Consider the following 26,189-nt stretch of genomic DNA (forward strand, 5'->3'; position numbering starts at 1 on the left):
TTAGTTCCTCGAGACTCGGCCCGTTGCGGCATCTACTGAAACAGAAAATACTTGGCCATCATTATTGAGGATTTTAATACGATATCCCGATCCGCTGGATTGTACGCTCAATACTTTGCCTTGAAATTGTCGTTGCGCCATTGCCACCGCTTGATCAGGGCTATTGACCGCTAGACGGCGCTGCTCATTCTTCGCACCTTGGTTACGAGGCTGATTGCGATCATCATGTCTATCATTGCCTGCTATGCAACCAAAGGAGGCTGATAAGCAAGTGATTAGGGCCAAGGTCAAACCAAGTTTCATATCGGGTACCCGCAATGTTCAGCGATCTTAAGTTAATGAGTGAGATGGATAACTTATCGAGTCGACTAAGAATACCTCATCACCTTAACAAACACATAGAGATCAGCCAATTGGTTGGCACAATTCCTTCAAAATTAACTCTGACAGTTATTTTGTTATTCGTGACAGAACTGAAGTTCTGTTGGCGAGTCTATCTCTATGCTCGCGCTTGTATCGTTTAAGTTTTGTGAGTGTTACCCATTCCAGATGAACTCGGGCTGAACGTATCTTCTGGCTGAGAACAGTGGGCGTTGATGTTCAGCTTATGTTCACCTTCATTGCACTTTAATAGCTCCAATTTGAACGGGTTATCCATAGGATATTCAAGATGAACACACTCAATAAGCAAGATATGGCAGCCACAGTTAATATTAAGCTGTTTATGGCAACGGCTATTGCTGCGCTGTTTTTAGCGTCCCCTGCCGCTAGCGCTCAGCCCCGCGAACTGGAGTCATCGCAAAGCTTAACGCCATTTACTGCCGCCAGTGTTGGTATTGCCAAAAAAGCAGAAAATAGCGAGCAAGCTGCTGAGCAGGAACAACAAGCTTTAGCTTTGTTACAACAAGCCGCGCCCGCAAAAAATGTCACTGAAGTCGCCGCTGCAGCCGTGAAATCCTTGGCGCCAGCAGCCTTATCATCCAAAGCGCAGACGACAAACCGAGTGCAACTTATGGGCGCCTCGCCGATGACGCGTGAGCAAGTAACAGCGAAACATGCGAGCCAAGGGATTCCGAGTTCGAGTGCGACCAGTGAAGATCCCTACCGCGCACCTGTGTATCACAGCTTTTCGATTTTTGATGCCAGCAGTCGTTTGTTTGAAGACTTTGACTACGATGGTTTTTATCAAACGTTTAGCGTGACCTTCGACGTTGATGTCAATGGTGCATATCTTAATGAAAGAGCTGATTTATTTGCCGAGCTTTATCTCAGTCGTGATGGTGGCCCTTGGGTGCATTATTACACCACAGACGTATTTACCATTTACGGCGATTCGACACAGGACGATTACGAAGTGTTGACCACGCTCTACACGGGTTATGCGACGGATCACTATGATGTGTTGATTGATGTGTATGAAGTGGGTTACAGCGATATTGTTGCGACCATTAGCGCCGATGAGACCGATAGTTTGTATGCGCTGCCATTGGAGAGTAGCGATCGAGACAGAGAGCCCGACATTATTGTTGTTGAGGAAAGTGGCGGCGCCTTCTCAGTATTAGGTTTGTTATGTCTTAGTTTGTGTGCGGGGCTGCGGTTGAATCGAACTCGAGTCTAATCGCCCTTATTTCTCTCGGTGTTTATCTGCGGTAAATAGGGCTAGTATGGATGAGTTATTTTAACTAAATGGAGAAAGACATGATTGCTCAAGGTCAAACATTACCTGCTGCCACATTAGGTCAACTGACTAAAGATGGCATGGTGAATCACCAAGTTACCGAATTGTTCGCGGGTAAAAAAGTCGTATTGTTTGCAGTGCCAGGTGCTTTTACTCCAACGTGTTCTGAAGCGCATTTACCTGGCTATGTGGTATTAGCCGATCAATTTAAAGCGAAAGGCGTGGATTTGATTGCCTGTGTTGCTGTGAACGATGCCTTTGTGATGAAAGCGTGGGGCGAAGCACAAAATGCCTCTGAATTAATGATGTTAGCCGATGGCGATGCCAGCTTTACTAAAGCCTTAGGTTTAGAGATGGATACTGCCGGTTTTGGTGGCGTGCGTTCACAACGTTATGCCATGATCATCGATAACGGTGTAGTGACTCTACTGAATGTAGAAGAGCCAAAGGCTTTTGAAGCCAGTAAAGCTGAAGTTGTTTTGGCTGCTATCTAAGCGTATTTAAGACATGAAGTTTGGATGTGACCAAAGCCAGCCATTCATTGGCTGGCTTTAACTAAATCAATTTATTGTACGATTTGAATGTTGTCTGCATCTATGGTCACTTCAGACCAATCTTTATCCACTTCACCACGAATAATGACCTGAGTCTCAGGTGTTACTGTGTTGCCGCGCCATAAATCATCATCAATTTCGACCTTAATATCACCCGTAGCGTCACGGAAAATATAATCATCGTGTCCAATGGAAGAAATGATATGGCCCGTTAACTCAATTTGGGCGTCATCACTGGCATTGAGCGCGCTCACCACATCATGAATCACTTGTCTTGCGCTCGGCCCTTGGAAGCCACCCTGTATTTGAGGTTCACCCGTTGTAGGTTGAAAGCCTGCTTGGCTGGTCATAGTCGTGAATGAAAGTGCCATTGCGAAAACGGTAAGAGTCATTTTATTCATCTGTTTGTCCTTTCTATGGTTTTATGTAACTCAGCCTCAATGGCTATTACAGTGTTGCGAGCATAGTGCCAAGACAAGCGTGAAGCGGTTGTGAAGATTGGGTTTGCAACTCAGAATTTGCTAAAACGAGGTCATTTATCCAAGCTAACTTCAGTTAATGGGCATTATCTATAAACTGAACATAAGCCTGATAGCTAGCACCATCGTTTTGGGTTGAAAATGCCCAGCCCATTCGCTCGCAAATACGTTCAATAATAATTAATCCGCAGCCATAGCCTGATGTATCAGTACTTTGAGTGCTTAGTGGATTCAGTATCCATAATTGGTTGCTTTGCATCGTAATTTCAATGTTTCCGGCACTGTAATTGAAAGCATTTTTAATTAAATTACCTATCACTATGTCAATAAAGCTCAGTGGCGCCTTGATGCTCAAGCAATCTTTAAGCGTTAAGCTGTAGGTGATTTCTTGCTTGGCAAAGTGCTGCGCCAATTCAGCTAAAATGTGTTCAAGGCGTGGTGCTAAATCAATTTGGCTGTAGTGCTGGGATTCAATGTCTTCTTTTCCGAGAAGTAAAAAGGCCTCGGTGAGCGTTTTCATTTGATGCCCTGCGTAATCAATACGTGTAATGGCTTTTTTGACCATTAATTGTTGAGCCTCGGTTGTCGCATTGGGGATTTTTTTGAGCAATTCTACCGAACCTTGGATCACCATAATGGGCGTGCGTAGTTCATGGGAGGCAAAACGGCTAAATTCTTGTTCCCGAGTGAAGTAGGCGGCAATTTTAGCTTTGTTGCTTAATAGGGTTTGCTCAATCTGGCGGGTTTCACGGTATGAAGTACTCGGTGTTGATGTTGGTCTTTTTGGTGATAGTTGATTGATTTTATTTTCAATCTCAGCAAGTGGACTGGATAGCAGACGTACAAAATACAATCCATACGCCATGATAAACAGGAGCAAACCGATCCCCATAATAGAGATCAAAATGTGCATTCTATCTTCATAGCTATCAAGGAAATCGTCCGCGTCATCCTTATAAACCACATACAACAGCCCTTGCCCAGAAGGATGAGCGGATATTAAAAAGTGTTTATCTTCGTCACCCAGTTGATGTTCGTAAAATCCGGTATTTTGATAAGGTTGCAGCCAAGCTGGTACAAACTCTTTGCTCCAATATGTTTTCAATTCATTGATATCGGGGAGCTGTGCTTTATCACCAAACCTTTGATAATTCTTTAGATATTCGCGAGTCTCTGTGGCCAGCGTTTGCTCGAGGCTAATCTTCTCAATTTGTTCTTCGGCGATATAAATGAGGCTCCAAAAAATGGCAAACATCAAGCTAGTTAATACTAAAAAAGTGAGGCGGATTTTTTTATATAAACTCGGAAAATGCTCAGGGGATAAGTCGGTAACCTTGGCCATGGATAGTCTCTAATTTTGAGTCTGAAAAACCTTTATCGAGTGCACTGCGTAAGCTGTATATGTGGCTGCGAAGTGAATCACTCGAAGGAGCATCATCTCCCCATACTGTATCTACCAATTGCTCTTTACTCACGATAGCGGGCGCATGTTTTAGTAACAGTGAAAGAATGGTGCGCTGAATTTTACTGAGCTTAATTTCTTTACCAGCACGAGTAACTTGATGGGTTTGCAAATTTAAACTGATATCACTGAAGCGCAAAGTACCCACATCTAAACGTGGGCCACGATTATGCAGTGAATGCAGTCGTAAGCATAATTCTTCCATCGCGAAAGGTTTATTTAAAAAATCATCCCCACCTGATGTAAAAGAATCAATTTTATCCTGCAAACTATCTTTGGCGGTTAAAAATATAATCGGTGTATTACAATAAATTTCTTCACGCAGTTTTTTGACCGTATTAATACCGTCTAATTTGGGCATCATAATATCCATTATGATGACATCGTAATGGTTTTGTTGAATTAAATTGATTGCACTTTCCCCGTGATATGCACAGTCGGCAATAATCCCCTCTAGGGTTAAATAATCCATGATTGTTTCAATAACATCATGATTATCATCAACAATTAATACTTTCATCGGTTAATTCATTTCTTCACATTTGCTTGACGATCTTCATACTAAGATGCCCAGCACTGATTTAACAAGACAAAATAGGGAAGAAAATGAATAAACTCTTAGTTTGTATTACGGCCATTTTGCTGGCAGGTTGCGGTGGTAATGATTCATCAACAGATACCTCTAAACCCGATCCTATCGTTCCACAACCTACGTTACCCGCAAAAATTAACGGTACAGTAACAAATATTGCTTCTGACAATAATTCGATTACGGTCAATGGATATAACGTCAATATCGCTAATGCTAAGATTCACTATGGTCAACAGCCGTTAGAGGTTAATGCCATTCAAATGGGGATGAGGGTCAAAATTGATAATGAAGGCCAACAGGCTAAAAATGTCATATTAGATCCAAGCCTTGTGGGTGAAATCAGTTCCGTTAATCAAAATACTATTGCCGTTAATGGGATTAATTTAGTCGTTAAACCAGCGGACGCGACCCTGTATAAAGTAGGCGATTGGGTGGCGGTAAATGGTTATCCAACGGTAATGGGAGAATGGCAGGTTAATTCTATAAACCTTATCCCCAATTTTGCGTTTGCTGAAATCGAGGGACGTGTCTCTGGATTAAACAAGGCCACGCAACAATTCAATATCGGTTCGGCAGTGATTAATTATGCCAACGCACGTTTAGAAGGCAGCTTACAGGAAGGCTCATGGGTCGAAGTGGAAGGCCAGCAAAGTGGTGCTTCATTTTTGGCCTCTGAAGTCGAGGTGGAAGATACGGCGTCTTTTAACGATATGGAGCTAGAAGGGACTATTACTTGGGTCAACCAAGATAAAACGCAGTTTGAGCTTAATGCCCGTACTCGACTCTATGTCACTACAAATACTCAATTTGAAGATGGCAAGCAAGCTAACTTGGTTGAAGGCAAGTTAGTCGATGTAGATATTCAATCTATGCCGCAGGGTTTATGGGCCAGAGAAGTTGAATTTGAAACATCACATGATAATGGTGGAATACCTCCAACCTTAGGTAAAAAGTTCGAGCTAGAAGGTCTGGCGACACTGACTACCAATAATCAGCTACAAATTAATGGATTTACATTTGATATTGATGCCAGAACTCAATTCGATGACGGTTTAACCTTAGCGACACTTGACCAAAAATGGATTCAAATAGAAGGTGTTGAACTCGCAGACAACCAGTGGTTAGTGAAAGAAGTTGATCTTGAAGTGCGAAGCAATGAGCTTGATTTGTCGGGTTTAGTGATGCAAAAGACCTTGTGGGGCTATCAAGCGACTGATGCTTCATTAACGCCATTTGAAGGCAAATGGGTTGATGTCGAATGTCAGTTCGATGGCTCTAATATCCACAATTGTCGAAGCGACGATTAAACACAAATAGAGAAATTAAGTGAATAAACGTGCGGTTTTAGGCCGCACGGTTTATTTGGCTTTACCCAATCCCCAAGCTGGTTTCAATATCTTCTACACTCTGCTGTACTTCTTGGGCGATGACCTCACTCTGCAGTGAACTGGTTTGCGCTTGTTCTTTTAAACTATCCATAGTGCGAACAAATTCATCGAGATAATCGACTTGCTCTTTGGCATTGAGCGAGCCTTGTTTGGCGGTATTAGCCATTTCACTTGCTTGGTTTTGCACTGTTTGCGCCACTTGCCACAGACTCTGAGCACGCAGTTTCTGGCTGCTGGTGGCCTGTGCTATGCCATCGACACTCTCACTGAGGGCATGATTTGATTGGGTCAGTTGTTGCAGAATTTTCACGATCTCATTCAAAGACACTTGGGTGCGTTGGCTTAAATTACGCACTTCATCGGCCACCACGGCAAAGCCGCGACCTTGCTCGCCAGCCCGCGCAGCTTCGATGGCAGCATTAAGGGCGAGTAAGTTAGTTTGTTCGGCAATATTGCCAATCACATCAATGATTTTCGATACATCCGTCACTGAGTTATTTAGGCTTTCAAGGGACGAATGGCACAGACCTACCGCGGTTTGTGTTTGCTCGGTCGCGCTCAATACCGCCTCGGCTTGTGCTTGACTCGACTGCATTTGGCGCATGGTTTCGGCGGCGCTGTCTTCCACAAGTGCCGAAGTGTGGCTCACCTCATTGGCGAGGCTGCGGATATGCTCGGTCTGTGTTTGCGTATCGGCCACAATCGTTTGGGTGTGCTCTGTGTGTTGTGATAGCTGAGTAATGCGTGCCACCAGTTGGCTTAATGATTGAGAAACCTTAGTGATTTGCTGGCGCTGTGCCTCGTCTTCCTGTTCAAACCTGTGCAGTAACTGGTTGAAATGACCTGCGATTTGGCCCGTCTCGCAGCGACGATTAATATCTAAACGCTCGCGGCTGTTCGATTCGCTTAATTTCATAAAAGCTTGGTTGAGACGTTTTAGCGGTTTGACGACACGATTTTGCTGCAGGATTAAATAACCAATCGCAAACAAGGCCATGATGGAAACCATAGTGTAGAGGATTAGCTGTAACTCATATTTCAGTTGCTGGTTCTTTGCTGCCTGAGCCTCACCTAAACCAATAAGCTGTTGTTCCACATTGCTAATCGCTTGAATGAGTTGATCTTGCATCTCTTGGTTTGTTTGCAGTAATTGGTGGGTATTGGCGACTTCTTTGTTGTATCGATTGGCGAGACTGAGCAGTTCACTGCGGTCACTCTCGCCGATTTCAATTTGTTCCGGTTCGCTGGCGCCGAGTGCAAATTCATCGGCTTCTTGCTGTTCATATACGCCGATTAACGGCAGTGCACTGAGGGTGTCGTGCCACGTATTTAGCTCTTTGCTGGTGCTGTCTAAAATGCCCTTGAGCTGCTGATTTTTACCGATCAGATAACCATCGGTCAGCTGGGAAAGTTGGTAGACGATAGAAGGTAAATCGCGGCTCAATTGCAGATATTGTTCGGCGACCACTGCATTTGTGGCTAAGCCTTTATCGGCATAACTGCCCAGACGACGGTTATAGTCGAGCATTTCAGATTCGGCGTGGGCGAGCAGTTGCCTAGGGTTGCCAGCGAGTTTACCCGCGGCGCGGTACTTGGTATCTAAATCTTGAATGAAGCTACTTAGGCTGGCTTGCAAGTCATTGTCGGTAGCGCCCATGGCTGCGAGGTTAGGCTGCGTGAGCTGGTTTTTAATGGCGCTGAGTTTGGTTTTCGCTTGTTCAAGTTGGCTAGCGTTGCCACTGGCTAAATAGCCATCGAGATCGCGGCGTACACCGACGAGAAAATCCTGCTGAATAGCTTGTAATGTAAGTGTTTGTTGCTCAATTTGTTGCCGCTGATCACTGCTCCACAGCACTACGGCTGCTAGCAATCCCGCGAGCAATAACAACAGGGCAGAAGCAGAAAGCGACAGCGTTGAAATTTTCATTTTGCAATCTTCATAATGGTCAGAGCCAGTAACTGTGCTGAGTTTATGAATTTAAGGTGACATTAATATGACAAGTGCTCACTTGGATGCAGCGTTGTCATTTGATTTGCAAATATGTGATCTCGCGTTATTCCAGCGGCAGCCACACTTGGGCTTTTAAACCGCCTTCGGCGCGGTTGGAGAGTGTAATTTGCCCTTGGTGTCTATCGATAATCCGTTTGATGATGGCGAGGCCTAGGCCCGAACCAACACTACCACGGGCGATATCACCTTGGGTAAAAGGTTGAAATAGTTTGGTAATTTGTGACTCATCGATCCCTGGGCCGTTATCTTCAACGCTAAAACCGATACGCTTGCCATCGAACTGTGAGCTAATGCGGATCCAGCCAGAACCATAGCGAAAGGCATTTTCGACTAAGTTACTCAGTACCCGCTTGATGGCAATCGCTTGGAATTGGGCTTCGGGGCAGTCAGTTAACACCACTTCAATTTCACCAGCGCGATTGGCTTCTGCTTGAGCGATATCTTGAATGAGTTTATTGATTTGGCCTAGCTCACGGCTGGTTTCCTGATCTTGGCGAATGTAAGCAATAAATTGGCTGATGATGGCGTCCATATCTTCGATATCATTGACTATGCCATCTTTAAGATATTGATCTTCCTCAACCATCATCTCAGAGGCGAGGCGAATACGGGTGAGCGGCGTGCGCAAATCGTGGGAGATCCCCGCCATCAATAGCGCTCTGTCCTGCTCCAGTTGCTTCATGCTGTGTGCCATCTGGTTGAAAGCATTGGTAACTTCGACAATTTCACTCGAACCTTTTAGCGGCAAGGGGTCGGGAAATTCACCGCGGGAGACTGAAATCGCGGCTTTTTGTAGTCGCCTAAGTGGGCGGTTTTGCTGGCGAGCAAACCACCATCCCCCAGCGACACTGAGTGCGCCAATCACCATTAAATAAAGGGTGAGTGGCGAAAGATCTGAAACATTTTGGCCGATAAGTGGCACTTTTATCCAAATAGAGGGCGCCTGTGGTGGACGGATCCAAATCTGTAATACGCTGCCATGGGTGACGCGGACTTCAGCATCGCCGCCAAGATATTCCGACATCTGCGATGACCAGAAACCATAGTAAGTGGCTTGCTCAATACCCGCTTCATGCGCTTGCTGTTGATTGTAGATTTTCATGCCATCGTCGTGGACTTTGGCATTAAGGGCATCGACTATGGTTAAGTGTTCGCGGCCAATATCTATGCCGTCGACAAACAGTAATTTGACTTGGCGAGCGATTAACTGATTGATTTGTTGGTAACTTGGCTTAAGTACATAGACGGCGACCGTGACGTAAGACACCAGCTGATTGATCAGTAATAGGCAACCAATCAGCATCACGGTTTGACTAAATGCGCTGCGAGGAACAAACCGCCACCAAAACTTAGGTTTCATCGTGGGCTCAATAACCGCAGTAGATTAAGATGGCGGCGCGGCTCATCGACGCGCGGCACCATCGGGTACAAACACATAACCTAAACCCCAAACCGTTTGAATGTAGCGAGGATTCGCGGGATCTTTTTCGATTAAGCGGCGCAGACGTGACACTTGCACGTCGATGGAGCGTTCTAGCGCCGAATAATCGCGGCCACGGGCGAGGTTCATCAACTTATCCCGAGACAAGGGTTCGCGTGGATGGGTGACGAGCACTTTAAGTACGGCAAACTCACCGCTAGTGAGCGCAATCGATTCGTCGCCGTGGTACATCTCACGGGTCGCTAAATCCAGCGAGAACTCACCGAAGCTAATCTGTGCTTCCTGCTGAGCGGGCGCACCGGGCACATCTTGGGTTTGGCGACGCATCACGGCTTTGATCCGCGCAAGTAATTCCCGTGGATTGAAAGGTTTTGGCAGATAATCGTCAGCGCCCAACTCTAAACCAATAATGCGGTCGACTTCATCGCCCTTGGCCGTCAGCATCACGATCGGAATGGGGTTACCTTGCTGGCGCAGCCTACGACAGATAGACAGGCCATCTTCACCGGGCAACATCAAGTCGAGCACGAGTAAATGGAAGTTTTCACGTTCTAATAGGCGGTCCATCTGCTCGGCATTGGCCGCGCTGCGCACCTGATAACCTTGCTCCATCAGGTAACGCTCGAGTAACGCTCGCAGGCGCATATCATCATCGACGACGAGGATTTTCGAGGTTTCTTGTCCCATGGGATGTCCTTTAATTGCTCAGATTGGTGCTTATTCTACTGACGAGAAACAGTTAAGATTAACCAACTGGCTGAAATTGAAAACGAATCTGCCTAATATAGCCGCATTCAACCAAGGCGACTAGCTCACCTTAGTAACTTGAATGCGATAAATGCTGACATTGATTGCCCAATGTTAATACTAAGCAAATGAAATTGCATGGGAATACTCGCGTTTATTCACGCTATAGCTGAAATTGTAACTAAATTGGCATCAGTAAAAGAGGTGATTTAAAAGCCATTATGCACAGAGATGATTTAGTGAGTTAACTTTAGCGTCCAGTCTGAGTATCATCAGTCTAATATATTATCCCGCATCAATTGTGGTCGTTTAATCCAACGATTGAGTAATGAGTATGAAAGCGCATTTGATCACCCGACAGGGTTGGCAAACTTTAGATAAAGAATTGAAGTATTTGTGGAAGGAATATCGGCCGCAAATCACCCTTAAAGTCCAAGAAGCGGCGGCGCAGGGCGACCGTAGTGAGAACGCGGACTAGTGTTAAGTACCTCTCGAATCGTACTAATTATTTTTAACATATGAATTGATTGAATAAAAAAATAGTACAGTACTTTTAAGTATGTACTATGTAGTGGAAAGCTCTACCTTAAATGTTCATTAGAACTCAAAGTCGATTTTTTCGTTGAACACTTATTTCATGATCAACTTCTGCGATGTTTTTCCCAAGTATGCACGGCTTGAAGATCAGCCCTTTGTTGTCTGATAATTTGAGATACAAAAATGTAATGGATACTAAAAAGCCAGACCTGAGTATGAGGGATTTAAAAAATAGTTACAGTGAATCAGATTTACCTTGTCTGGTTCATGCGCATAACTTTGCAATTTAGCATTTTAAATTAATCACTTAAATAACACGGTGGTTAGATAATAGGTTTGAAAAACACACATGCGCGTTTTTCCTGATGGCATATTTAAACAAAAGCTGATAAGTTCCTTTTATTACAGTTAGTTAACCGTGTTTTTTATTGGTCTAGCAGGTAAGCAGCGTATAAATACTAAGACGTTAGGCCCACTGACAGCACCACGTTGCTCATCCATGGAATTGCGAAGACGATCAGTCGACAAGAGGAATAAACCAAAAGTATGCCAAGCAGATTTATAACTATCGACGGAGATGACATAGGGCAACTCATCGTCTCATGCTATTTAAGAAACGATCAACTAGCTCTTGCCAGAACAAATGCACTCGTTAACAATACTACCGAGGCAATTGCCGATTTCCTGAGTGCGAATGGATTTTCAATCTTATTTTGCGCGGCAGACGGTGTAGCAGCTTATACAGATGCCATGATCCCCGACGACAAGGATCTGTATTCCTCAATAAAAGCCTTGGCTGGAGATAATATCTCCTTTTCAGTCGGAATCGGCGCGAGTCTAAGGGAAGCTTACGTTGCACTGTTATCTGCAAAGAGCAGCGGCAAAGCACGCCTTCACAATTATAAAGAAGTTGGCCGTGATGTTCAGAATCATCAGTTTTAAGGTACTACTTCGATACGTGGCAGTTGTTACAACAGTGCTCAGCTTGTTTGCTTATGAAGCTGTTCAGCATTTTCTTGCAAACCAGCTACCACTTGTCAGGATTGTGAGCATAGCGCCGTGGATAGCACTTCTTGTTATCTTGTTGATTACAACGAATGCGGTTGCAAGACAGATTTGGAAGGCAGTTCGATCATTCGACCGAACATTGTATCCAGACTTAAATGGCACTTGGGAAGGTGAAATCACGACTGAAAACAATCAAAAAATAGCAGCCAGAGCGGTCGTAAGGCAAAGTCTTTTGCAAACTCAGGTGGACATCCATACGGAAACATCAAAATCACTAACCTTGGAAACCACACCGTCGGTGGATGGCGGACAATGTAAGCTCTACTATCTATATCGATCAATCCCAAAAAACCCGAACTGGAGTGCATACACCGGGTCAACAATATTTGACATCCGATCGGTGGCACTTGGTGAAAACATAAAATTGGAGCTTTCGGGATACTATTTTACGGATCGCAAAACCACTGGTCGCATTCGACTTCAACAAACGAGTAACGACGATACTGCGGATGTTTCCTTTTACTAGAACCATTGTCAAAAATTACTCGATAACATAGTTCGCGAAGTGATGTCTGCGCAATCGTTTCTGAGAACATGATAATATTTGCATAAAACCCGCAAGTTTTACGCTGGTCTTGAACTTAACGTTAATTAATGTAATTATTAATCAGATAGTTATGAGTTATAACTAAAGAGTTTAACTCGAAAATATCTTCGGCCGATGTGATCTTCATTCATACCCTGTACCTTGTTTCGTCATTGCAGGAAATCTAATAACAGCATAGCAGGTTGATCAAAAGTAAGTAATTCTACTGAGCGTTTACAACTGCTCTATTTGGATATAACTTTATCCCAGCCCAAAGTCTCTTGATATTTTGGTTGCAGTGTCTTCCAGCAGTTGTTCATCATACTGAGAATCATCCGCTATACGATATCCACTACCGGAATCCTCAAAAATCAGAACAGTCAATGTTTTCTCATGCTCTGTTGAATAAATGCTAAACTCCTCTGCCTGAGTATTCGGGAACCAAATGCCAACTTTGCATTTGACACCGTTTCTAGCAGGTAACGTATAACGAGCCTCTGCTGTCAGAGAGCCGCTTGGTATTTCGATACACTCCTTTTTTGTCGCGTAATATTTACCCGCTCGGAACGCACGATTATTAGATTTTGACCAATGCATAAAGCCATCCTCTGATAGGATAGCGATTGCCTCTTTCTTGGAAAATTCCAGCCACTTTAAAACAGCTGCAGTAAGTGAAACTCCATAGCGACTTGCACAATGTTGCATCAAATCGAAAGAAAATTGCTCATCTGCAACCTGTTCACGAAAGTCGTGGTTGGGCATTAGCAGGTTTGCAGCAAATACATTTGCTTCAGCTTCAATGTTTGGAAAACCTTGATTCCCCTCTAACATATCACTTTCTCCACACTCGAAACTGCTTTTGGACATTTGGTTTCTATGGACAAAATAATGGCCAAGCTCATGAGCTAAGGTGAAGTTTGTCCGTCCAGCGTGTGCGATATCTTGGTTGTAGAAGATAGCCCATTCATCTTTTTGGGGATGTCTGACCAACATTCCGTCAATTTTTCCCATGCTATCCGCTTTTACCAAAGTAATGGGGTCATTGTTAAACGAAGGAGTTAGTTCAAGCGCGACTTGTTCTACATTGACCGGATATCGTGCAGAACCAGTCAACCCAAGATCTAGAAGTTTACTGATGCGATTTGCTTCTTTGATTGGGTGCTTGCTTTGCTCCATCACTTTTTGCTCCAAGCTTCAATCATGTCCATAATTTTGTCTCTGTCGCCTTTTTCAAGCTCGCCTAACTTGCGAAAGAAAACTTCCTTCTCTTGATTATCTGAAATTTCTACCTGTTCGTTATCAACCAAAAAATCTGTAGTGACATTTAAAGCTTTTGCAATAAGCGATAGCTTTTCTGCCGAAGGCCTTTTGACACCTTTGTTCTCTATTTCCCAGATATAACTTTTCCCTGAACCAATTTGTTCAGCTAATTGTTCAAGAGTAAGACCTTTCTCTTTTCTTAACATCTTGATTTTATTGCCAAGAATATTGGACATAATACATTGCCTGCCAACTAAAATAATAAGTTCATTATAGGCATACTTTTTTTCCTTGACAAGAAATTTGGGTTTTGGTAATTTAAGTTCTGTGTATTGAACTTTTTTTCCTATTTTGAGGTGATTGAATATGTCACGTAAAAATCAGCACGTAGTTCCCCACCAAAATGGATGGGCTGTCAGAGGCGCTGGCAACCAGCGAGCAACCTCCGTACATGATACGCAGCAACAAGCAATTGACTCTGCTCGTGATATTGCGCGCAATCAACACTCTGAACTTGTTATTCATCGGCCTAATGGCCGCATCCGTGATAAGAACAGTTATGGTAATGATCCTTTTCCACCAAAAGGCTAATAGGTTATGAACAGTATTCCTACTTATCATGTACTTGCTTTATCGGGCGGTGGTTATCGCGGCTTATACACTGCGACAGTTCTGGCTGAGCTTGAAGCTGTACTGGGTCGGCCTATCGCGTCGCATTTCGATCTGATATGTGGTACATCAGCTGGGGGAATGCTAGCTTTGGGGCTTGCATCAGAGATTCCAGCAATCGAACTTAAGGCGCTGTTTGAAGAGAAAGGGCGTCGAATTTTCGGTTGCCGGAGCTTGTGGCGGCGACTTTTTGGTTTTTGGTTGACCGCAAAGCATGACTCGGCTGGTCTGCGAGAAGTACTGATCGAGCGTTTTCAAGAACTTACTATCGGTGATTTGAAACATCGGGTACTCGTGCCTGCAGTAAACTATTCGACGGGGCGAGGGCAGTTTTTCAAGACCCCGCACCATCCTTCATTTGAGTTGGATCATCGGATGAAGGTCGTGGATGTCGCACTAGCGACCGCCGCCGCACCTGTCTATTTTCCTCTTGCTCGCAACGATCGTGGAGTTTTTGCCGATGGCGGTTTAGTAGGTAACGCTCCAGGTCTATTCGGGTTGCACGAAGTGAAGACTTTCCTAGCACCAAATCAAGATGTTTTGATTCGGGTTCTGGCGATTGGAACTATGACTATTGGTGCGACTGTCCGCGGTGGTGCAAACCTAGATCGCGGTTTTGGGAGGTGGCGTGGAGGGCTCTTCGATCTAGTTATTTCCGCTCAGGAATCGTCCGTGGATTACATCCTTAAACAGTCGTTAGGCAATAACTATTTTCAGATTGATGATAAGGCGACGCCTGACCAGAGCAAGGATGTTAAAGCGTTGGATCGGGTTTCAATTGGTGCCACAAATACGCTTAAGGACCGGGGTACTCACGCGGCTCAGCGTGCGATTGGCGATCCACTGTTTCAACCTTTTAGAACGCATCGCGCCGATGCTCCCACCTTCTATCACGGTTCCAATAAAAACGTTCCGGAGGCTGTATGTTAAACTTGAGTCCGCTTTTCTTTACCACCGTCGATGCTGAGGCTTGCATGCTCGACGAATTGGATCTATCTCCGGAACAACGAACTTGGATTGCCAGCGTTCGCAAGGATGTCAGGGATTGCCTACGAAAAGGTATTCCAAAGGTATTAAGTACAAACGGATACAATGACGCTGTTCCGCAACCACGTTTCTTTACGCAAGGATCGTGGGCGTACAAAACGTTAAACGCTCCGGCACAAAATCCGCAACAAGCAGATATAGATGATGGTTGTTATCTACCATTGAGTTTCGTCACTCAGACAAAACGCCCAAGTGTTGCAGCTAATGTGTTCTTTGCTGCAGCGGAAGAAGCGCTGAAACCCTTAGTCGAAGGGCGGCAATGGAAGCTCGTCACCGATAAACCGACATGTATACGTATTATTATTGCCACATATGCCCATATTGATATTCCGCTGTACGCTATTCCCGATGAAGAATTTGTTATGTTAGCAAAGAATTCAATGGAACATTATGGCTATGACTCTCTAACGGAAGCTGTGAATCGGGCTGAACATGACGCTTGGACGGCATTACCGGCTGATAAAGTTCTCTTGGCTAATCGTGAATGCGACTGGATGCCCTCTGACCCTAGGCCCATTAAAGAGTGGTTCCTCGGTGAAGTTGAGGCCAAAGGAGAGCAACTTCGACGGGTTATTCGTTACATAAAGGCGTTCCGCGATTGGAGATGGCCAAGCGGCGGGCCTGCTTCTATTCTCTTAATGGCTGCTGCGGCTCCTTTGTTTGAAAAGCGTGACCGCTGTGACGACCTTGCACTTTTGGACGTTGTCGCAGAGTTGCCTTCTAGATTGCGTGCTGGCGTAAATAACCCTGTAGAGCAATCTGAATCGCTAACTGAGCGTCTTGGTCAAGATGGAGTAGAAGACGCGGCGAAGGCATTTGAAAATTTTGAAAAAGTACTCCGAGGGGCCTTGCACGCTGGCAGTCCTTCACAAGCTTGTATTTGGATGCAAAAACAATTCGGCTCTCGTTTTCCGAATGCACCAGAGAGAATCTCAGTGGTATCCGTAGCTGCCACTATTGCCGCGGTTCCCACAGTTGCTGGACCAAGCGAACTTGTCGGACGGACTAAAGCTGGATGAGCAGTACTAAAACGGTCACGGATGTTATCGATGCCTTTAAACTGCGAGGGTTCGAGTTTGTTGGTAAGGCAGATGACGGTTGGTTTAGACTGCGCGGTTTATTGACAACGCTTGAGGAAGAAAAGGGCTATCCATGTGAAGTTCAGCTTGATCCAACATTTTTTGATTTACCTAGAATAAGGTTACTGGAGATTTCTCCAGAACTTCCTGCAACCGTTCCCCATCTAGGTGCAAATGGTGACCTTTGTTATCTTGCAAAGGGTACGGTCGTGTTGGATATATACGACCCTGTGGGGCAAACATTAGCGTGCTTGCAACGAGCAGCAACAGTGCTTGGGCAGATCATAAATGGGGATATGATTGAAGATCTTGCAGAAGAGTTCTTTGCTTATTGGTCTGGCATGTATTGTTTCGCTGACATGCAAGGCGAAGAGCTTGGTCGTCAAGGCTGTATTGTCGCGCAAGCAAATGGACATTCTCTATGGTTTATAACCGACGACGAAAATCGGACAATTAAGAAGCTTGCATCACTTGGTTACAAAGTTACTGAACAGACTATACTAACTTATCGCGTTAAGACCATCGCTAAACCTCGGCCGTTGATCGAACATTGGCCTCCTCAAACAGTTGGGGATATCTTGGAATGGCAAAGTAAGCTCGATCCTAAAAGTCGACGTAATATTCATAAACGTATAAAGGAAGGGGCAAAAACAAAGGCTAATGGGGCTCTAATCATTATTGAGTCACCATTGATGACATACGGTTTTGCCGTACTCTATGATCGTCAACCCTCAGCACGTAAGGCGAGACTTTCAAGTCAGAGAGACTTGAGTTTTGCTTTAAAGGTTATACCAGTCTCGGTAGTCAGAATTGACGATAGGTATCTTGCTCAACGTAATATCCCGAACTCAAAGACGCTTGCAGGTAAGAACTTGGCCGTTGTCGGGTGCGGCACGATAGGTGGGTATTTATCGGAGATGCTTGTTAAAGCTGGAGCTGGAACATGTGGAGGGAAAATTACACTTGTAGATTTTGATTTTCTTCTGCCACAGAATATAGGCCGTCATCGCTTAGGGTTTCCAGATTTACTTTCAAACAAAGCCAAAGCTACGGCACAGGAGCTAAAACGTTTAGCCCCAGACATCGACATTCGAGCACTCCCTGTCGATGTAAAAAAAGCCCAATTGGGAGAGCTAGACTTGCTAATTGATGCCACTGGGGAAGAGTCGCTTGGGCATTGGTTGTGTGAGCATTACCCGCTTCCGATACCTATGGTTTCGGTTTGGATCGAGGGACCTGGCACAGCTGTTCGTGCTCTCCTAAGGACAAACTCATCAGGTGCTTGCTTCCGATGTCTTTGGCACAGCAATAGAAAAGGTGAACTATGTTCTACCCATGCTCCTCTTCCTGTAATCTTAGCTGGGCACGGGTGTGAAGGCTTATATGTACCATTTCCCGCCTCAGTCTCTGTACAGGCTGCAAGTCTAGGTACAGAAGTAATTCTTGATTGGGTCAACGGAACCAATTCACCAGCCCTGCGCACTAGGTTGATAGATCCTGTTCAGCAACTTGGTACACCCGATTGCGATCCCTTGAGAGACCAAGAATGCCCTCTATGCAATTCATGAGTTCCTGGGGCACTGACGATAGGAGGACGTTGTTGCATTTCTCGGATGCCTCATTGGAGATATTTAGTAAGCATATGCAACTACGGGATGCTGACTGCGAAGCAGGTGGGCTTTTATTGGGGTCTGTTCATGGAAACCATATGTTCATTGAGCAAGTGACAGTTCCTACTGTACAGGATAAGCGATTTCGTTGTCTGTTCGAGCGGATGCCATTTAGTCACGAAACCATTGCTCTGGCTAGATGGACGACAAGCCAAGGCACCATTCGCTATTTGGGAGAGTGGCACACACATCCTGAAGATTATCCTTATCCTTCAGGTCTCGATAGAACTGAATGGAATCGCTTGGCTGTGAAACGTTATGATAAGCGTCCAGTGCTGGTTGTCATAGTTGGGCGGAAATCCCTTCACGTCGAGTTGGTACCTAGTTCGGGTCAAGGTTTGGTGCTAATTCCTGTGAATTAATGACAATTTGAATAATGGGTGGATATTCAGTTTCAATTCAATATTAACTTGTTGTTAATCCATAGAAAAATTACCCCGAAACTCATCAATTAGGGCTGAAAATCTAACAAGATTATGTCCAAAAGCTTTCTAGTTGTGAATTACTTTGAGCTTTATAGTGTCACCATAAAACTCAAAGTGTCGAGGACAATTGTAGCTCTATAATTTAGAGGTTGGACTTTAAAACGGTGAGTTAAAAGTTGAGACAACTTTTTCTCTAAAGCCACCTAAGAGTTCGAATGATAATGATGTTGGTGTACCTAAAAATTCCCTCGATGAAAGCTCTACAGAATACGATTTTGTCTGTTTATCGAGGTATTGTCTGCCAATATTGAGAATATTGCAGTTAGTAGGTGGCATCGTTTTCGCTGTCACATCATGGTTTTCGAGTTGGTCCTGCTTGAGCTTTATCTCGATTGGTTCAGAAAATACCACGGGTATGTCAGGTATTTCTTCAGCTATACGACTGGCAAATTCTACAAGTTTTGGTTCAGCAAAGGTGTATAGCCAAGCTTGCTGATTAAACGAATCATTAGTTCGTAAAATACGACCTAAAACCTGTCTAAAGTAAAGCTCAGTTTTAACTCGACTAAGGTGGCAACAAACCTGCAGGCGAGGGACATCAGTCCCCTCACTTATCATGCCTACACTCACGATCCAGTTAGTTGTGCTGTTTCTGAATTCATTTATCTTGGCAGATGGAGCATCCTCTTTGTAGGTAACTATCTGAGCTGTTTCATTAAACTCATTTTTGAGTGTGTTTAAGATATCTGCTGCGTGTGATACAGATGATGCGACAATAAGTCCGGCTGCATTAGGGTTGGACTGTTTTATGGCTCTTAGCTTGTTTGTTGCTAACGCTAAGATATATTGAATCGCCTCATGGTTCTCGATGATAGACTGATAAGAGATTGATGAATGTTTCAATAACTCATCCAAAGAGCCATAAGTCTTTGTTTCGTTTTCTTGGTCAGTCACTGAAATTTTGTCGTTATCAATTAGTACAATGTGAGGGCTACGACACACATCATCGGCAACGGCTTCCTTAAGGCCATAGACATAGTCACATTGAATTTGGTTATCTGGATCTGTGTATCGAGATAAAACAATCGGTGCTTGGTCAGAGCGCCAAGGCGTGCCCGTTAACGCTAGAGTGTACTGCGCTTGGGCCTGTATGTTGAGTAGGATTTCTTCCCCCCATGCGTTTGCATCTTCAAGAGAGCTCCCTGCACAATGATGGATCTCATCAAAGATGACGAGAACTCGGTTTTTTCTTAGTAATTGCCAGAAATCCTCTTTAAAAGCCAACATCCCTTGGTAAGTATAAGAGCAACCTACCGAACCTATAACACCATCAAATCGGCATTCCAAACGATTGGAAAATGTCTGTTTCAACCCTTGAGAGATATTTACTGATGGAGAGAAGCACAACACAAAATCGATTAGATCATCCTCAAATAGTTTCGCAGCAACTTCGGCGGCCATGATTGATTTACCAGCACCAGGTGTTGCTAAGCAAAGGAAATGTTTATGAGCACCATAAAAGTGCCTTAGAGCGCGTTTGACACACTCAGATTGCCATTGTCTAAGTTGCATTGAGTTACTTTTGTTGATGGGTGATAGCTGATTTAATGGCTTTTATTTGACCTAGCAGTTTTGAGCTCGTTTCACGAGCCAACAAATACTGTGATTCGAGATGAGCTTTCATTTCAGGAAAGGATTGGTATAAGCGCATATACTCTTCCGACTCACCTATGCTCGTAAGTAAATCGATTTCTGACTGCTTGAGCCGCTCTTCTAATTGTTTAATAGTATTATGCTTTTCCCTATGTGTAGGTGTTACCTCTACGGTTTCGGTTTCGGTTTCGGTTTTGTTTGCGCTTTGCAGGATGAAATTCGCTTGGAAAAAATTCGTTGTCTTTTGATAAGTCGTTTCCTTCAACAGTGGGTTTACATTTTTATCTAAGAGCCCCTTTTTCACGAGTCTGTGGACCTGCTGATAAATGAAATTGTAAGTTTTACTGACAGTTAAACTGTTAGTTGAAACAGCAAGATAAGCATCGCGTAAACTCATAACTTGAAAATTGTTGAAGCTCTCGTCCTGGAGAATGGTATGTAAAGTCGGGCATATTTTGATTGAGGCTTTAGACATGACGTTCTCGCTAGAGGCTGTTTAGTGCTCCAACTAGGCATTAGAAGAGCATTGCTTGTACAAATGCGGATTATAATCCGTGGCATTATAAGCCGCAACTTTGGATAGTCTTTCTCTTTAACGAGATGAAAAATGAAAGACTTAGCAATCCAATTTGGGGCTAAATTACGGGAAGAGCGAAAACGACGTGGTATTTCCCAAGAAAAAGTTGCGTTATTGACTGAGATAGACCGCAGTTATATGGGGCGAATCGAGCGTGGAGAGGTAAACATCACGCTCGAAAAGGCATATCAGTTGGCGGAAGCCTTGGGTTGTGACATAAGGGCACTCCTGCCATAGGCGCATCTTAATTAAACTTGACAAGTGAGATTTGCCGCCTCAGTTCTGCTTGCACTCTGGTGTGCCTAGTAAACTTTCGAGCTAGTGTAGTGGTCTGTAGCGTTCAAGAAACAGGCCACAGCTTTATAGCTTCTATCAAGACGACGGAGTAGTAAAATAGTGTGTTTGCTGGGACAGATTCCGAGTGATTCAAAATCGGACGATCTATGCTGGCTCAGATGTTATAGCTCGGATTTGCCCCAAAGCTTGTTATTGCTTTATCGCGATACGATAAGTTTTACTGATCTCCTTGTACTCTCCGATAATGTGTATCAAATTAAACGCTAGAGAGATGGGCTTGATTTTTAAACAAATACCATCACGTTCTATGTGACAAGTATTTTATCTTCGCTATAATCTGAAGAAAAAAAGAGCATTAAAATGGCACATAATCGCAAACGTTCTGTTGATAACATATCTCATTATCTATCTGTTTTAAAAGCAGATTTAGAGCAGCATCAAAATTTGAATGATCTTAGTCTCAATATTGCGGCTGAGAACTTTTTTCGTGATGTGCTGCGCTTTGTTCGGAAATGGCCAGATCTTGAAAACCTAAATTTCTTCGAACCGTGTGCAAAATCTGTAGATTTAATCAGTGAAAACCAACAAACCATCATACAAGTTACAAGTACTACAACGTCTACAAAGCTTCTAGCATCATTAGAGGCACTCAGAGATAGCAAATATGAGGATTACACAATTGAAATCCTTTACCTTATTGATATTCCAAATTTTTATGACTCAACTAAGAGTATGGTTCAGAAGGTGTTCGGGGTAAATTGTGATGACGTTATACTTGGGCGTAAACAACTGTTAAAAGAAATAGAAAACCTTGATGAGAATGAAATAGCAGAATTAGAGTACAACTACTTCTCTGACAAAACTATGCGCTACACCGATAACGCGGTTCTTCAGATAGCTTGTAAAAATCTTGTCGACAAAATGCCCTACACGAACCTTTATACCGAAAAAGACTATGAACTCGACGATACGCGGCTCAAAATATCTACAAACAAATTAGACCTGAGTGTTGTCACATATTCAAATTTAGCGCTGGATTATACATGGATCGTTTTAGGTCTAGATGAGAAGGATCTAAGAAAACTCCACGAGTTTGTAGTTAAAGATATATATGTCAATGCTGTATTAGAGAAACTGCACAGAAGTGGCTTTACTGTATCGGGCATTTCAGACTGTTCATTCAAAAGCTTAAATCGCTTATGTGCCAAGAGTGAGTTAGATATGACTGACGTTATTCAATCGGTACATGCTAAAATCAGAGAAGACCTAACAATTAAAGACTTCAATGGGATACATATCCCATGGGTAATTCTTTTCTCATTCTTTGAAATTTGTGACATCGGATACCTAGAGGCGGATAAACATGCTAATGCCTAGTAAAATTGTTACCCCATCCGACTCAATTATATATATTTCTAAATTTGTCTTAGAGAAAGTGGCTATTCGCTCAATGTCGTTTGACTCTCTTTATGAGAATGTCTCTAAGTCGTACCCCAAAGTTCTACCGATGGAAAAGTTTCTATTGAGCGTTAACTTTTTGTTTATTATTGGAAAGCTTGAGGAAACAGATGAAATTATTAAAGCTGCGTTCTGATAATGAACTATTTAAAACGATAGATTTCGAGCTTGGCCTAACGATAGTTGCGGGACTACAGAAGTCAAAAGATAAGAATAAGTCTTATAACGGTGTAGGTAAGAGTTCAACCTTGAACCTGATACATTGGATGCTTGGGGCAAGACTAAGCAACAAAACTGAACGCGAAAAGAAAGTTAACAAGTTTCTTAAGGCTTACGGCAACTTCTACTTAGACATTCGTCATGATGGGGCTGATTATGTAATTACTAAAAATTTTGCCCACAATGAGTTTTACGTAAATGATCAAAAATACTCTAATAAAGACTATAACCAGTTTTTAACTAAGCTTTTTGTTAAAGATTTACCTAATTCAATTAGCTTTAGGAATCTTTTCAACTGTTTTGCTAGACGCTATGGTGATAAGTATTACTCTGAAGCTCATGGCCAACAAGGCCGACCTGATTCAGACTATCAACAGCGTTTGGTTAACCTAGCCCTTTTAGGTCTAGACACTTCAATAGTTGAGAGAAAACAGAAAACTAAACAGGCAATTGAAAGGCTCAAGAAGTCTCAGAGTGCGGTCAGTGACATGGTGTCTCAAGAAGGTATTCACGTTTTAAAAGACTTAAAGGATCAGCTTGCATCTCTAACTAGTCTAAAAGAAGAGCTAGAAATAGCTTCTGCTTATGACAACGAAAAGGAAGCTGCAGATAAACTTACTCATCACATAAATGAACTACGAGATAGTTTGTATGAATCTCGCAAGAACCTTCAGAGAAAAAATAACCTATTGAGTCAAATTGGAGATGTCGAAGTTGATGTTTCTCAATTGAAAACTGTTTACGAAGAAGCTCTGGTATTTTTTAAGGAACAAGTAGTAGTAGAGCTAGAGGAAGCATGTAACTTCCACAAAAAACTGATAAGCAACCGTACAAATAGGCTTACTAAGGAAATTGGTTTGCTGACGGAAGAAATTCGTTGGTTAAAAGAGTCTCTCGAACCTTTAGAGGCAAAGCGAGATTTAATTCTAAGAAATATGAGTGCTGAGGGAGCCTTTGATGAGTATGAATCAGTTTCACAACAGATTCTCATTAAAACAGGAGAAATTAGTCAGATTGAATCCAACCTGCAACTTGCGAAAAAAATTGAATCTGAACTTAGTGCTGAAAAACTTAGAAATGCAGAGATTCACAACGAGGCACTTGGCTATCTAAATTCAATCTCTGAGTATTTGGAGAAACTTGACGATGATTTCAGAAGAATAGTGAAAAGTTTTTACAACAACAATACTGGCTCTGTTGTTGTCCAGCTATCAAAAGATGCTCAATACTTATATGATTTAGATATTCACATACCCAAAGATTCTTCACAAGGTGTTAATGAAGTTAGAATTTTCTGCTATGACATGCTTTTGTACGAACGTAATAGAGAGCTTTTAGGGTTTGTTGCACACGATGGGTGTATTTTTTCTGAACTAGACCCAAGACAGAAAGCTCAGATGTTTAAGGTTGCCTTAGAGTACGTGAATGATTCGGGGTTGCAGTACTTTGTGAATATAGGGCAATCGTCTCTAGAGGAAATATTGAAAAGTGAAGTACTTAGCAGTTCTGAAAAGGAACAAATCAAAAACGCGATAGTTCTTAACTTACTGGATGAAGCCCCTGAGACTTGGTTCTTTGGTTCTCAGTTTGGGTAACTAAAAGCTACTTAATGGCTGTCTCTTTTACACAAATCCATGAGCAACGCTCAGGGATTTTTTTGAACGGTAGTGGATGCAGGCATGGCTCTCAATTTTTATTCAGGTATCAACGCGATTAAAATGTACAAACATTTTAATCGCGTCAGAAATACCTAGTGTCAAAATAGCTCAATTTTTGTGTGAAAAAACTCAAAGAAGAAAGAACGAAATCTAACGTATAAGCAACTGGGTTATATGATTAATAACCAATTGAAAATTATCGCTTTCTTCGTTTAATATGACGTCAATTGGCTTGGCGCCATTAAAGAGATGATTATGATTGATCATGTTCATAAACCCATATATATTTTCGGGGTTGCTGAATAGTGCATTTAAACCAGCGTGAATATTCAGTATATAGTTAATTCTTTCAATTTGTTCTTGATTGAAATGTAGTGGCATAGTGAATTTGGCCACCTAATAAGAAATGTTATGATCTCATTCATAGCGAATTTAGGTGACAAAATGAATAAAAGTAAACGTGCTCGATATAGCGCTGCGATTAAACTCGAAACTGCCCAATTAGTCATTGACCAAGGCTATACACAAGAAGCGGCTGCCAAAGCCATGAACGTGGGTAAATCAACGGTCAGTAAGTGGGTAACGCAACTTCAGGTTGAGCGCAAAGGGCTTGCTCCTAAAGCCTCCCCCATGACGCCTGAGCAAATTGAGATTAGGGCACTTAAACGAGAAATTGAGCGGATTAACCTCGAGAAAGAAATCCTAAAAAAGGCTACAGCTCTCTTGATGTCGGACTCGCTGAACAATTCTCGATAATCGAGAAGCTCAATGAGAGCAATAAATATCCTATTTCAGTGTTATGCCATGCATTTAACGTGAACCGCAGTAGTTACCGTTACTGGGTGAGTCACGAGCATATTGTGACGTCAGAGCAGCGACGTTTAGAATGTGAAGTCAAAGCGATACATACGCAAAGCAACCAGTCCGCTGGTGCGAGAAACATTGCCACTATCGCTTCTGAACGGGGTTTTGCACTAAGTCGTTATCGAGCAACTAGGCTAATGAAAAAGCTAGGATTAGTCAGTTGCCAACAACCGAAACATCACTACAAGAAGGCTGGGAAGGAGCATGTCGCTATCCCCAATATACTCGAACGACAATTTGCAGTGGTTGAACCAAACACCGTCTGGTGTGGCGATGTCACTTACATTTGGGCGGGTAATCGCTGGTGCTATTTAGCGGTTGTACTGGACTTATTTTCCAGAAAAGCGGTGGGTTGGGCAATGTCATTTTCACCAGATACTGAGTTAACGGTGAAAGCACTGGAAATGGCATTTGAATCACGGAGTAAGCCTAAAAACCTGATATTTCACTCAGACCAAGGCAGTCATTACACTAGCCTTAAATACCGTCAACGGCTGTGGAAATATCAAATAACCCAGAGCATGAGTCGCCGAGGTAACTGCTGGGATAATGCGCCAATGGAGCGATTTTTCAGGAGTTTAAAGTAAGCGTAACGCCAACCACACATTCCAATCCTAACTGATCAACTTTACCCTGTCTGCCATTATCAACTGCCAGGGTAATCATCATGCACCGTACCAAAGAACAATGGCTGGCCTTGTTTGCCGAGCAAGCCCAAAGTGGTCTCACCCAAACTGAATTTGCAAAACGTCAGGGCATCATTCCTACATATTTTAGTTATCGCAAGCGTCAGTTGTTGGCGTTTCAGGATGATGACGGTGGCTTTGTTG

At 43.2% G+C, this 26,189-nt stretch carries 26 protein-coding genes and 2 pseudogenes; 17 read left to right on the plus strand and 11 right to left on the minus strand.

Features of this window, described 5'->3' with window-relative positions; all coding sequences use genetic code 11:
• Positions 1-303 carry a PepSY domain-containing protein gene (locus L5M10_RS07105; RefSeq protein ID WP_105250671.1) on the minus strand — a complete coding sequence of 101 codons (303 nt, stop codon included), beginning with the start codon at positions 301-303 and terminating at the stop codon, positions 1-3.
• Positions 304-670: 367 nt separating this feature from the next.
• Here L5M10_RS07105 and L5M10_RS07110 point away from each other — a divergent pair, with 367 nt between their 5' ends.
• Together L5M10_RS07110 and L5M10_RS07115 are read left to right on the plus strand one after the other, a co-directional pair.
• Positions 671-1,618: a choice-of-anchor H family protein gene (locus L5M10_RS07110; RefSeq protein ID WP_263196388.1), complete on the plus strand. Its 948-nt coding sequence runs from the start codon at positions 671-673 to the stop codon at positions 1,616-1,618.
• Between the two features lie 80 nt (positions 1,619-1,698).
• Positions 1,699-2,172, plus strand: a complete 474-nt coding sequence (locus L5M10_RS07115; RefSeq protein ID WP_113940228.1) for a peroxiredoxin — start codon at positions 1,699-1,701, stop codon at positions 2,170-2,172.
• 71 nt (positions 2,173-2,243) lie between these two features.
• Here L5M10_RS07115 and L5M10_RS07120 read toward each other — a convergent pair whose 3' ends face one another.
• The 3 genes from L5M10_RS07120 to L5M10_RS07130 form a co-directional block, all read right to left on the minus strand.
• Positions 2,244-2,633 (minus strand): YgiW/YdeI family stress tolerance OB fold protein, encoded by a 390-nt coding sequence (locus tag L5M10_RS07120; protein WP_105250668.1) that lies wholly within the window; start codon positions 2,631-2,633, stop codon positions 2,244-2,246.
• Positions 2,634-2,787: 154 nt separating this feature from the next.
• A complete protein-coding gene (locus L5M10_RS07125; RefSeq protein WP_263182170.1) occupies positions 2,788-4,053 on the minus strand; it encodes a sensor histidine kinase in 1,266 nt (421 codons plus the stop codon).
• On the minus strand, positions 4,025-4,693 hold the full coding sequence (locus L5M10_RS07130) for a response regulator transcription factor (protein ID WP_263196386.1): 669 nt from the start codon (positions 4,691-4,693) through the stop codon (positions 4,025-4,027). The genes L5M10_RS07125 and L5M10_RS07130 overlap by 29 nt, the downstream gene beginning before the upstream one ends.
• An 86-nt stretch (positions 4,694-4,779) precedes the next feature.
• Here L5M10_RS07130 and L5M10_RS07135 point away from each other — a divergent pair, with 86 nt between their 5' ends.
• The gene (locus tag L5M10_RS07135; RefSeq protein WP_263196384.1) at positions 4,780-6,072 is read left to right on the plus strand and encodes a DUF5666 domain-containing protein; all 1,293 of its coding nucleotides are present in this window, start codon (positions 4,780-4,782) and stop codon (positions 6,070-6,072) included.
• A 61-nt stretch (positions 6,073-6,133) separates the two neighbouring features.
• On the opposite strand, the gene L5M10_RS07140 is transcribed toward L5M10_RS07135, so the two are convergent.
• The 3 genes from L5M10_RS07140 to ompR form a co-directional block, all read right to left on the minus strand.
• Positions 6,134-8,080, minus strand: a complete 1,947-nt coding sequence (locus L5M10_RS07140) for a methyl-accepting chemotaxis protein (protein ID WP_263196382.1) — start codon at positions 8,078-8,080, stop codon at positions 6,134-6,136.
• 127 nt (positions 8,081-8,207) lie between these two features.
• Positions 8,208-9,524 carry a two-component system sensor histidine kinase EnvZ gene (gene envZ, locus L5M10_RS07145; RefSeq protein WP_219254340.1) on the minus strand — a complete coding sequence of 439 codons (1,317 nt, stop codon included), beginning with the start codon at positions 9,522-9,524 and terminating at the stop codon, positions 8,208-8,210.
• Positions 9,525-9,566: 42 nt separating this feature from the next.
• Positions 9,567-10,292, minus strand: coding sequence for a two-component system response regulator OmpR (gene ompR / locus L5M10_RS07150; RefSeq protein ID WP_006079507.1), 726 nt, complete (start codon positions 10,290-10,292; stop codon positions 9,567-9,569).
• 394 nt (positions 10,293-10,686) lie between these two features.
• Here ompR and L5M10_RS07155 point away from each other — a divergent pair.
• The 3 genes and pseudogenes from L5M10_RS07155 to L5M10_RS07165 all read left to right on the plus strand — a co-directional run.
• Positions 10,687-10,827, plus strand: a pseudogene (locus L5M10_RS07155) (transcription elongation factor GreB); the annotation flags it as partial.
• A 608-nt stretch (positions 10,828-11,435) separates the two neighbouring features.
• Positions 11,436-11,831 carry a mCpol domain-containing protein gene (locus tag L5M10_RS07160; protein WP_263255078.1) on the plus strand — a complete coding sequence of 132 codons (396 nt, stop codon included), beginning with the start codon at positions 11,436-11,438 and terminating at the stop codon, positions 11,829-11,831.
• A 16-nt stretch (positions 11,832-11,847) separates the two neighbouring features.
• Positions 11,848-12,423 carry a hypothetical protein gene (locus tag L5M10_RS07165; RefSeq protein ID WP_263255079.1) on the plus strand — a complete coding sequence of 192 codons (576 nt, stop codon included), beginning with the start codon at positions 11,848-11,850 and terminating at the stop codon, positions 12,421-12,423.
• Between the two features lie 321 nt (positions 12,424-12,744).
• Here the strand turns inward: L5M10_RS07165 and L5M10_RS07170 are convergent, their stop codons facing one another.
• Together L5M10_RS07170 and L5M10_RS07175 are read right to left on the minus strand one after the other, a co-directional pair.
• Positions 12,745-13,659, minus strand: coding sequence for an ImmA/IrrE family metallo-endopeptidase (locus L5M10_RS07170; RefSeq protein WP_263255091.1), 915 nt, complete (start codon positions 13,657-13,659; stop codon positions 12,745-12,747).
• On the minus strand, positions 13,659-13,979 hold the full coding sequence (locus tag L5M10_RS07175) for a helix-turn-helix domain-containing protein (protein ID WP_263255080.1): 321 nt from the start codon (positions 13,977-13,979) through the stop codon (positions 13,659-13,661). Before L5M10_RS07175 ends, L5M10_RS07170 begins: the two co-directional genes overlap by 1 nt.
• 130 nt (positions 13,980-14,109) lie before the next feature.
• On the opposite strand from L5M10_RS07175, the gene L5M10_RS07180 reads away from it, so the two are divergent.
• From L5M10_RS07180 to L5M10_RS07200, 5 genes are all read left to right on the plus strand, one after another.
• The gene (locus L5M10_RS07180) at positions 14,110-14,334 is read left to right on the plus strand and encodes a DUF2188 domain-containing protein (protein WP_263255081.1); all 225 of its coding nucleotides are present in this window, start codon (positions 14,110-14,112) and stop codon (positions 14,332-14,334) included.
• A gap of 6 nt (positions 14,335-14,340) precedes the next feature.
• Positions 14,341-15,342 carry a CBASS cGAMP-activated phospholipase gene (locus tag L5M10_RS07185; protein ID WP_263255082.1) on the plus strand — a complete coding sequence of 334 codons (1,002 nt, stop codon included), beginning with the start codon at positions 14,341-14,343 and terminating at the stop codon, positions 15,340-15,342.
• Positions 15,336-16,478 carry a CBASS cGAMP synthase gene (locus L5M10_RS07190; protein WP_263255083.1) on the plus strand — a complete coding sequence of 381 codons (1,143 nt, stop codon included), beginning with the start codon at positions 15,336-15,338 and terminating at the stop codon, positions 16,476-16,478. Before L5M10_RS07185 ends, L5M10_RS07190 begins: the two co-directional genes overlap by 7 nt.
• The gene (locus tag L5M10_RS07195) at positions 16,475-18,106 is read left to right on the plus strand and encodes a ThiF family adenylyltransferase (protein WP_263255085.1); all 1,632 of its coding nucleotides are present in this window, start codon (positions 16,475-16,477) and stop codon (positions 18,104-18,106) included. Before L5M10_RS07190 ends, L5M10_RS07195 begins: the two co-directional genes overlap by 4 nt.
• A 74-nt stretch (positions 18,107-18,180) precedes the next feature.
• Positions 18,181-18,570 (plus strand): Mov34/MPN/PAD-1 family protein, encoded by a 390-nt coding sequence (locus L5M10_RS07200; protein ID WP_263255092.1) that lies wholly within the window; start codon positions 18,181-18,183, stop codon positions 18,568-18,570.
• A 219-nt stretch (positions 18,571-18,789) separates the two neighbouring features.
• Here L5M10_RS07200 and L5M10_RS07205 read toward each other — a convergent pair whose 3' ends face one another.
• Together L5M10_RS07205 and L5M10_RS07210 are read right to left on the minus strand one after the other, a co-directional pair.
• Positions 18,790-20,205: a DEAD/DEAH box helicase gene (locus L5M10_RS07205; RefSeq protein WP_263255086.1), complete on the minus strand. Its 1,416-nt coding sequence runs from the start codon at positions 20,203-20,205 to the stop codon at positions 18,790-18,792.
• Positions 20,206-20,209: 4 nt separating this feature from the next.
• On the minus strand, positions 20,210-20,761 hold the full coding sequence (locus tag L5M10_RS07210; protein WP_263255087.1) for a response regulator: 552 nt from the start codon (positions 20,759-20,761) through the stop codon (positions 20,210-20,212).
• A 132-nt stretch (positions 20,762-20,893) separates the two neighbouring features.
• On the opposite strand from L5M10_RS07210, the gene L5M10_RS07215 reads away from it, so the two are divergent.
• The 6 genes and pseudogenes from L5M10_RS07215 to tnpA form a co-directional block, all read left to right on the plus strand.
• On the plus strand, positions 20,894-21,100 hold the full coding sequence (locus L5M10_RS07215; RefSeq protein ID WP_263255088.1) for a helix-turn-helix domain-containing protein: 207 nt from the start codon (positions 20,894-20,896) through the stop codon (positions 21,098-21,100).
• A 420-nt stretch (positions 21,101-21,520) separates the two neighbouring features.
• Positions 21,521-22,537 carry an SMEK domain-containing protein gene (locus L5M10_RS07220; RefSeq protein ID WP_263255089.1) on the plus strand — a complete coding sequence of 339 codons (1,017 nt, stop codon included), beginning with the start codon at positions 21,521-21,523 and terminating at the stop codon, positions 22,535-22,537.
• Positions 22,530-22,754: an ABC-three component system middle component 6 gene (locus L5M10_RS24220; protein WP_411569339.1), complete on the plus strand. Its 225-nt coding sequence runs from the start codon at positions 22,530-22,532 to the stop codon at positions 22,752-22,754. The genes L5M10_RS07220 and L5M10_RS24220 overlap by 8 nt, the downstream gene beginning before the upstream one ends.
• On the plus strand, positions 22,729-24,432 hold the full coding sequence (locus L5M10_RS07225; RefSeq protein ID WP_263255090.1) for a DUF2326 domain-containing protein: 1,704 nt from the start codon (positions 22,729-22,731) through the stop codon (positions 24,430-24,432). The genes L5M10_RS24220 and L5M10_RS07225 overlap by 26 nt, the downstream gene beginning before the upstream one ends.
• Positions 24,433-24,939: 507 nt before the next feature.
• A pseudogene (locus L5M10_RS07230) lies at positions 24,940-25,943 on the plus strand (IS3 family transposase); the annotation flags it as partial.
• Positions 25,944-26,026: 83 nt separating this feature from the next.
• Positions 26,027-26,189, plus strand: a 163-nt coding sequence (gene tnpA, locus L5M10_RS07235; RefSeq protein ID WP_411569281.1) for an IS66 family insertion sequence element accessory protein TnpA, incomplete at its 3' end; no start/stop codon positions are given.

This window comes from Shewanella sp. SM32 (assembly GCF_025654235.1).
Taxonomy (GTDB): Bacteria; Pseudomonadota; Gammaproteobacteria; order Enterobacterales; family Shewanellaceae; genus Shewanella; species Shewanella oncorhynchi.

Coding starts and splice junctions, on each gene's coding strand:
- L5M10_RS07105 (WP_105250671.1), bottom strand. CDS start 303: ATGAAACTTGGTTTGACCTTGGCCCTAATCACTTGCTTATCAGCCTCC.
- L5M10_RS07110 (WP_263196388.1), top strand. CDS start 671: ATGAACACACTCAATAAGCAAGATATGGCAGCCACAGTTAATATTAAG.
- L5M10_RS07115 (WP_113940228.1), top strand. CDS start 1,699: ATGATTGCTCAAGGTCAAACATTACCTGCTGCCACATTAGGTCAACTG.
- L5M10_RS07120 (WP_105250668.1), bottom strand. CDS start 2,633: ATGAATAAAATGACTCTTACCGTTTTCGCAATGGCACTTTCATTCACG.
- L5M10_RS07125 (WP_263182170.1), bottom strand. CDS start 4,053: ATGGCCAAGGTTACCGACTTATCCCCTGAGCATTTTCCGAGTTTATAT.
- L5M10_RS07130 (WP_263196386.1), bottom strand. CDS start 4,693: ATGAAAGTATTAATTGTTGATGATAATCATGATGTTATTGAAACAATC.
- L5M10_RS07135 (WP_263196384.1), top strand. CDS start 4,780: ATGAATAAACTCTTAGTTTGTATTACGGCCATTTTGCTGGCAGGTTGC.
- L5M10_RS07140 (WP_263196382.1), bottom strand. CDS start 8,080: ATGAAAATTTCAACGCTGTCGCTTTCTGCTTCTGCCCTGTTGTTATTG.
- envZ (WP_219254340.1), bottom strand. CDS start 9,524: ATGAAACCTAAGTTTTGGTGGCGGTTTGTTCCTCGCAGCGCATTTAGT.
- ompR (WP_006079507.1), bottom strand. CDS start 10,292: ATGGGACAAGAAACCTCGAAAATCCTCGTCGTCGATGATGATATGCGC.
- L5M10_RS07160 (WP_263255078.1), top strand. CDS start 11,436: ATGCCAAGCAGATTTATAACTATCGACGGAGATGACATAGGGCAACTC.
- L5M10_RS07170 (WP_263255091.1), bottom strand. CDS start 13,659: ATGGAGCAAAGCAAGCACCCAATCAAAGAAGCAAATCGCATCAGTAAA.
- L5M10_RS07175 (WP_263255080.1), bottom strand. CDS start 13,979: ATGTCCAATATTCTTGGCAATAAAATCAAGATGTTAAGAAAAGAGAAA.
- L5M10_RS07180 (WP_263255081.1), top strand. CDS start 14,110: ATGTCACGTAAAAATCAGCACGTAGTTCCCCACCAAAATGGATGGGCT.
- L5M10_RS07185 (WP_263255082.1), top strand. CDS start 14,341: ATGAACAGTATTCCTACTTATCATGTACTTGCTTTATCGGGCGGTGGT.
- L5M10_RS07190 (WP_263255083.1), top strand. CDS start 15,336: ATGTTAAACTTGAGTCCGCTTTTCTTTACCACCGTCGATGCTGAGGCT.
- L5M10_RS07195 (WP_263255085.1), top strand. CDS start 16,475: ATGAGCAGTACTAAAACGGTCACGGATGTTATCGATGCCTTTAAACTG.
- L5M10_RS07200 (WP_263255092.1), top strand. CDS start 18,181: ATGCAACTACGGGATGCTGACTGCGAAGCAGGTGGGCTTTTATTGGGG.
- L5M10_RS07205 (WP_263255086.1), bottom strand. CDS start 20,205: ATGCAACTTAGACAATGGCAATCTGAGTGTGTCAAACGCGCTCTAAGG.
- L5M10_RS07210 (WP_263255087.1), bottom strand. CDS start 20,761: ATGTCTAAAGCCTCAATCAAAATATGCCCGACTTTACATACCATTCTC.
- L5M10_RS07215 (WP_263255088.1), top strand. CDS start 20,894: ATGAAAGACTTAGCAATCCAATTTGGGGCTAAATTACGGGAAGAGCGA.
- L5M10_RS07220 (WP_263255089.1), top strand. CDS start 21,521: ATGGCACATAATCGCAAACGTTCTGTTGATAACATATCTCATTATCTA.
- L5M10_RS24220 (WP_411569339.1), top strand. CDS start 22,530: ATGCCTAGTAAAATTGTTACCCCATCCGACTCAATTATATATATTTCT.
- L5M10_RS07225 (WP_263255090.1), top strand. CDS start 22,729: ATGAAATTATTAAAGCTGCGTTCTGATAATGAACTATTTAAAACGATA.